This window comes from Streptomyces griseorubiginosus, assembly GCF_017614965.1.
Taxonomy (GTDB): domain Bacteria; phylum Actinomycetota; class Actinomycetes; order Streptomycetales; family Streptomycetaceae; genus Streptomyces; species Streptomyces griseorubiginosus_B.
This window is the reverse complement of the sequence record NZ_WVUG01000417.1, coordinates 1-6,257: the sequence shown is the minus strand read 5'-3', so window position 1 is coordinate 6,257 and position 6,257 is coordinate 1. Positions and strand designations below refer to the sequence as shown.

Sequence of the window (6,257 nt, the reverse complement as noted above, 5' to 3'; positions counted from 1 at the left end):
TGCGGGGGCTGCGGGTGGCGTACTCGCCGTCCCTGGGCGGGCAGGTGGCCGTACAGCCCGCCGTGGCCGCCGCGGTGCGCCGGGCGGTGGAGCGGCTGGCGGAACTCGGCGCGTACGTCACCGAGGCCGACCCCGACTTCGCCGACCCGGTGGACGCCTTCCACACCCTGTGGTTCTCCGGCGCGGCCCGGGTCACCCAGCAGCTCTCGCCACGGCAGCGGGAGTCGCTCGACCCCGGCCTGCAGGAGATCCGCGCGGCCGGCGCGCGCTTCTCCGCGCTCGACTACCTCGCCGCGGTCGACGTCCGCATGGAGCTCGGCCGCCGGATGGGCCGCTTCCACGACACCTACGACCTGCTGGCCACCCCGACGCTCCCGATCACCGCCTTCGAGGCGGGCGTCGAGGTGCCGAAGGGCTCGGGGCACCGGCGCTGGACGGGCTGGACGCCCTTCACCTATCCCTTCAACATGACCCAGCAGCCGGCGGCGACCGTCCCCGTCGGCACGGACGGGGACGGCCTGCCGGTCGGGCTGCAATTGGTGGCGGCCCGGCACCGGGACGATCTGGTGCTGCGGGCCGCCCACGCGCTGTGGGAGGCCGGGGTCACGTCCGGCGGAAGCTGAGCGTCTCCCCCGCCGCCCCCGACCGCCACAGGTCGTTGCAGCCCTCCGCCATCGCCTCCAGACCCTCGACGACCTGGCCCCAGACGATGCCGGGGACCCAGCCCACGTCGGCGTTGATCAGCAGGTTGTTGCGTTCGTAGAAGAGGGCGAGATCGACGACCGTGGTGCCCGCGCGGACCTCGCGGTCGTAGCCGTAGGCCTTCGTGCCGAGTTCCGTCCCGGCGAAGGAGAAATAGCAGAGATCTCCCGGAATGGGGGTTACTGTCGGATTTTCCAGGGGTGGTTCGGATGTCGCGAACGGAGGGAACAGGGCGTAGATCTCATTGCGCGCGTATTTCGCGTGATAAACGTCACCCGCCAGGGGCAGGGCGTCCCACACCGCCGCGCAGGTGAGGGGAGCACGGTCGTCCAGCAGTTTTGCCGTGCAGGTGATTCCGCGTTTGACCAGCGAGACTTCCAGGAAACGGTCGGCCATGTCATCCATGGTGCATACATCGCATGCCTTCGGGTAGCCGCGCCGCCATGGCTCCACCTTTTGGGTACGAGAACGATCACGGAAACGACAGAGGAACCTCCGGGACCACGCGCCGGTCGCTGCTCGCGGGGGTGGCTGCGCTCGGCGCGCTGGGGGCCGCGGGCTGCAGCCGCGTGGCCACCGCGTCCACCGTCGAGGGCGGTGACCTGCTCGAACGGCTCCGTGCCGCGGGTGTGGTGCGGCTGGGAATCGCGGGTGAGATCCCCTTCGGATACATCGACAAGAACGGTGAGCTGACCGGTGAGGCACCGGAGCTGGCCAAAGTCATATTCAAGCGGCTGGGTATCGACAAGGTGCAGCCCGTGCCCACCGAGTTCGGCTCGCTGATTCCCGGTCTGAATTCCCAGCAGTTCGATGTCGTGGCGGCCGGGATGTATGTCAATCCCGAACGCTGCCAGCAGGTGATCTTCGCGGATCCCGACTATCAGATGCTCGATTCCTTCATCGTCCGCAAGGGAAATCCAAAAGGCCTTCACAACTACAAGGACGTCGTCGCGAAGAAGGCCAGGTTCGCCACCGGCACCGGTTATGCGGAGATCCAGTACGCCGTCGACGCCGGATACAAGCAGAGCGACATCCTGATCGTCCCGGACCAGGTCGCGGGCCTGAACGCCGTCGAGGCCGGACGCGTCGACGTCTTCGCCGGTACGGCGCTCACCACCCGCGAGGTGGTGAAGAAGTCGAGCAAGGCCGAGGCCACCAAGGCCTTCGCGCCGCTCGTGGACGGCAAGCCGCACGTCGACGGCGGCGCCTTCGCGTTCCGGCCGACCGAGACCCGGCTGCGGGACGCCTTCAACGTCGAGCTGCGCAAGCTGAAGAAGAGCGGCGAACTCTTCCGCATCCTCAGGCCCTTCGGCTTCACCCGGGACGAGATGACCGACCTGACCGCCAAGGAGCTGTGCGGGGGAGGCAAGAGCGGATGACCACCGGACTGTGGGAACTCGTACTCAAGGGCATCTGGACCACCGTCCAGCTGCTGGTCCTCAGCAGTCTGCTGGCGGCCGCCGTCTCCTTCGTCGTCGGGGTCGCGCGCACCCACCGGCTGTGGATCGTCCGCTTCCTCGCGGGCTTCTACACCGAGGTGTTCCGCGGCACCTCGGCCCTCGTCATGATCTTCTGGGTCTTCTTCGTGCTGCCCCCGGCCTTCGGCTGGCAACTGGTGCCGATGTGGGCGGGCACGCTCGCGCTCGGGCTGACCTACGGCGCCTACGGCTCGGAGATCGTGCGCGGCGCGCTCGGCGCGGTCGACCCGGCGCAGAAGGAAGGCGGGATCGCGCTCAGCTTCACGCCCTGGCAGCGGATGCGGCTGATCCTGCTGCCGCAGGCGGTGCCGGAGATGATCCCGCCGTTCTCCAACCTGCTGATCGAACTGCTCAAGGGCACCGCGCTGGTGTCGGTCATGGGCATGGGCGATCTGACGTTCAGCGCCAACCTGGTGCGGCTCGCGCTGCAGCAGAGCGCGGAGATCTACACATACGTCCTGCTCATCTACTTCGTGATCGCGTTCCTGCTCACCCGGGTCATGCGGGGCCTGGAGAAGAAGCTGAAGGCGGGGGTCGGCAAGGCGCCCGAGCGCAAGGTGACGGCTCCTGAGCCCGTGGGCGCGGGCGTCGGTGTCGGTGTCGGAGGGGGTGCGTCATGAAGTGGGACTGGAACGCCGTGAGCGAGTTCATGCCGCACTTCTGGGACGGTGTGCTCGTCACCCTGCAGGCCCTCGCGCTGGGTTCGCTGATCGCGTTCGCGCTGGGCCTGGTGTGGGCGCTGCTGATGCGGACGCCGAGCCGCTGGGTGCGCTGGCCGGTCGGTGTGGTCACCGAGTTCGTGCGCAACACCCCGCTGCTGGTGCAGCTGTTCTTCCTCTTCTACGTGATGCCCGAGTGGGGCCTGACGATGTCCGCGCTGACCACCGGCGTCCTCGGCATCGGTCTGCACTACTCGACGTACACCATGCAGGTCTACCGCGCCGGCATCGAGGCCGTACCGGCCGGCCAGTGGGAGGCCGCGACGGCGCTGAACCTGCCGCGGCTGCGGACCTGGCAGATCGTGGTCCTGCCGCAGGCGATCCGCCGGGTGGTGCCGGCCCTCGGCAACTACGTCATCGCGATGCTCAAGGACACGCCGATGCTGATGGCGATCACCGTGCTGGAGATGCTCGGCCAGGCACGGCTCTTCTCCCAGCAGCACTTCCAGTTCACCGAGCCCCTCACGGTGATCGGCGTGGCCTTCATCGTCATTTCCTATCTGGCCTCCCTTCTTCTGCGAGCTCTGGAGCGACGCCTTGTCCACTGACGCCCCTCTGATGAACGAACCCGACGCCCACGCCAACCCCCCGGTGGACGGCAGCGAGCTGATCCGGCTCGAGCAGGTCACCAAGCGGTTCGGTGACAACACGGTCCTGGACCGGCTGGACTTCTCCGTCGACTCCGGCAAGCACGTCACCCTGATCGGCCCGTCCGGCTCCGGCAAGACGACGATCCTGCGGCTGCTGATGACGCTGACCAAGCCCGACGAGGGCACCATCACCGTCGACGGTCAGCAGCTCTTCCCGGCGCCCGAGAAGCAGGTCCGCGAGGTCCGCAAGAAGATCGGGATGGTGTTCCAGCAGTTCAACCTGTTCCCGAACATGACCGTGCTGCGCAATGTCACCGAGGCGCCGGTGACCGTGCTCGGCATGTCCAAGGACGAGGCGGAGCAGCGCGCCCTGGACCTGCTGGACCTGGTGGGCCTCGCCGACAAGGCCGGCGCCCGCCCCACCCAGCTCTCCGGCGGTCAGCAGCAGCGGGTGGCGATCGCCCGGGCGCTGGCGATGCGGCCGCGGGTGCTGCTGCTGGACGAGGTGACCTCGGCGCTCGACCCGGAGCTGGTGGCCGGCGTCCTGGACGTGCTGCGGGACATCGCCCGCACCACCGACATCACCATGCTCTGCGTGACCCACGAGATGAACTTCGCCCGGGACATCTCCGACCAGGTGCTGATGTTCGACTCCGGCCGGGTCATCGAGTCGGGGCCGCCGGAGAAGATCTTCAGCGAGCCGGAACAGGACCGGACGCGGGAATTTCTGAGCGCGGTGCTCTGACGTCGGAAGTTGAACACGGTTCAATCTCCGAGGTCCGGGGCGCGGGTCATGTCCTTGGCATATGCCAGAGTGCCTGCGCCCCTGCTGAGCGCCGTGCACGGGCCCCGGAATCTCGTCAACAACCGCTCACAACACGCCTCTTGGCCGTTATCGTGGTAGTGATTCGCTGACCGGATTACGGCCCAGTAGTGAACGAGCGCAGGGGGAACCGTGGCGCTGAAGCACGAGCCGACCGCGCCGTACCACTCGGCCCAGGACGCCCTGCGCGTCCTGGAGACCGTGGCGCGGCACACCACCGGAATCACCGACGAACGACTCGCCCGGCACACCGACCTCGACCCGGAGCGGCTGACCACCCTCCTGAGGATGCTGCGCCGCGAGGGCTACGTCGAGCAGATCGCCGACGGCGCCTACGTCACCGGCGACGCCCTGACGCGTCTGAGCTCCGCCGAGGGCCATGAGCAGGCGCTGCGCGACAAGCTCCAGCGCACCCTGGACCGGCTGCGCGACTCGGTGGGCGCGGCGGTGTACCTGAGCCGCTATGTCGACGGCGAGGTGCGGGTCTCCCAGTACGCGGACGGGCCCACGACCCCCGTCGTGAACGAGTGGGTCGACTTCCGCTCCTGCGCCCACGCCACCGCGATCGGCAAGAGCCTGCTGGGTCAGCTCGACGTCAACGGCCGCCGCGACCATCTGTCCCGGCACAAGATGGCGCGGCTGACCTCGCGCACCATCACCAGCGACAAGCTCCTGCTGCACCGCCTGGAGTCCCAGCCGCCGAGCGTGCCCCACCTGGACCTCCAGGAGTACGCGATCGGCACGGTGTGTGCCGCCGTACCGATCACCGCCGGCTCCACGGTCGGCTGCCTGGCCCTGTCGCTGCCCGTCCAGGACGCCCACCGCCTGCGCCGGGCCGCGGACGCCCTGAACCGGAACGCGGCACCGGTACTGCTCTCCCTGGCCATCTGAGGGTGGTCGGAAGCACCCCTCGGGACCAGGTAGTATTTTCTTCGTCGTCACCGGCGGGAAACACTTCGAGCCGGTGACGAGAGTCATGCGCCGCTAGCTCAGTTGGTTAGAGCAGCTGACTCTTAATCAGCGGGTCCGGGGTTCGAGTCCCTGGCGGCGCACAGTGAGTGAAGGTCCTTCGCAGACGCGGGGGACCTTCGCCATTGAGGCGGAGCACAAGCAGCGGCTGGGGGTCCGGGGGTTATCCCCCGGGGAATGCAGCATCAGCGGGTCCGGGGTTCGAGTCCCTGGCGGCGCACGATGGCGAGGGCGAGGCATGTTCGCGGAAAGCGCGAACCGCCTCGCCATCGTCGTTTCTGCGCGGCTTCGCCGCGCGCGGTGGGGGCTCCGCCACCCACACCCCCATCAGGGGCCCCTCGTGGGAGCGAGGGGCTCATCGGTGTCCTGCGGGGTCAGTGGGCGGTAGCTCCGCTCACCGGGCGGCGTCCACCACACCGGGTCGCCGCAGCGGACCCCCTCCTTCCGTAGCCGTGCTCGGTGGATCTTGTTCGTCGCCGTGACCGGCATCCGCTGCACCACCCGCACGAACCGGGGCGCCATCTTCGTACCGAGGTCGGGCTGCGCGGCCAGGAACTCGGCGAACCCGGCCGGCTCGAAGGACCCCGCGATCGTCGCCATCACCTGGTCCCCGGTCACCGGATCCGGCACCGCGTACACGGCGACGGCGTCCGCGCCCGGATACCGGGCGAGGATGTTCTCGATCATCGCGGCGGCCAGGTTCTCCCCGTCGACGCGGATCCGGTCGTCCGCGCGGCCGGCGAAGTAGAGATAGCCGTCGGCGTCCCGGTAGAAGAGGTCACCGGTCCAGTACGCACCGTCCCGCCGCCGCTCGGCCTCCGCGCACGGGTTGCGCCAGTACCCCTCGAAGGGGTTCGGCGCCCGGTTGACCAGTTCCCCTATCGCCTCGTCCCCGTTCAGCAGCCGCCCCGCCGCGTCGAACACGGCAGGCACCCGTTCCCGCCCCGTCTCCGGATCGAGTACGACGAGACCGGGC

8 protein-coding genes and 1 tRNA gene are annotated in these 6,257 nt (G+C 68.8%); 7 read left to right on the top strand and 2 right to left on the bottom strand.

The features are described from left to right. Positions 1-623, top strand: a 623-nt coding sequence (locus tag GRC12_RS40690; RefSeq protein WP_244374531.1) for an amidase family protein, incomplete at its 5' end; no start/stop codon positions are given. Here GRC12_RS40690 and GRC12_RS40685 read toward each other — a convergent pair. Further along, positions 604-1,098, bottom strand: coding sequence for a DUF3830 family protein (locus GRC12_RS40685; protein ID WP_165954980.1), 495 nt, complete (start codon positions 1,096-1,098; stop codon positions 604-606). The two genes, GRC12_RS40690 and GRC12_RS40685, sit on opposite strands and share 20 nt — an antisense overlap. Before the next feature lie 47 nt (positions 1,099-1,145). Between GRC12_RS40685 and ehuB the strand changes: the two genes are divergently transcribed. From ehuB to GRC12_RS40655, 6 genes are all read left to right on the top strand, one after another. Further along, entirely contained in the window at positions 1,146-2,081 is a 936-nt protein-coding gene (ehuB, locus tag GRC12_RS40680) for an ectoine/hydroxyectoine ABC transporter substrate-binding protein EhuB (RefSeq protein ID WP_208785484.1), read from the top strand. Beyond that, positions 2,078-2,800 carry an ectoine/hydroxyectoine ABC transporter permease subunit EhuC gene (gene ehuC, locus GRC12_RS40675; protein WP_208785483.1) on the top strand — a complete coding sequence of 241 codons (723 nt, stop codon included), beginning with the start codon at positions 2,078-2,080 and terminating at the stop codon, positions 2,798-2,800. Before ehuB ends, ehuC begins: the two co-directional genes overlap by 4 nt. Continuing rightward, positions 2,797-3,447, top strand: coding sequence for an ectoine/hydroxyectoine ABC transporter permease subunit EhuD (ehuD, locus tag GRC12_RS40670; RefSeq protein WP_208785482.1), 651 nt, complete (start codon positions 2,797-2,799; stop codon positions 3,445-3,447). The genes ehuC and ehuD overlap by 4 nt, the downstream gene beginning before the upstream one ends. 10 nt (positions 3,448-3,457) lie before the next feature. After that, entirely contained in the window at positions 3,458-4,234 is a 777-nt protein-coding gene (gene ehuA, locus GRC12_RS40665; protein ID WP_208785481.1) for an ectoine/hydroxyectoine ABC transporter ATP-binding protein EhuA, read from the top strand. A gap of 210 nt (positions 4,235-4,444) precedes the next feature. Then, positions 4,445-5,203 carry an IclR family transcriptional regulator gene (locus GRC12_RS40660; protein ID WP_208785480.1) on the top strand — a complete coding sequence of 253 codons (759 nt, stop codon included), beginning with the start codon at positions 4,445-4,447 and terminating at the stop codon, positions 5,201-5,203. Between the two features lie 87 nt (positions 5,204-5,290). Next, positions 5,291-5,364 (top strand) — tRNA-Lys (locus GRC12_RS40655). A gap of 244 nt (positions 5,365-5,608) precedes the next feature. Here GRC12_RS40655 and GRC12_RS40650 read toward each other — a convergent pair. After that, positions 5,609-6,257 (bottom strand): AMP-binding enzyme (locus tag GRC12_RS40650; RefSeq protein ID WP_208785479.1); only part of this gene is annotated, 649 nt, incomplete at its 5' end.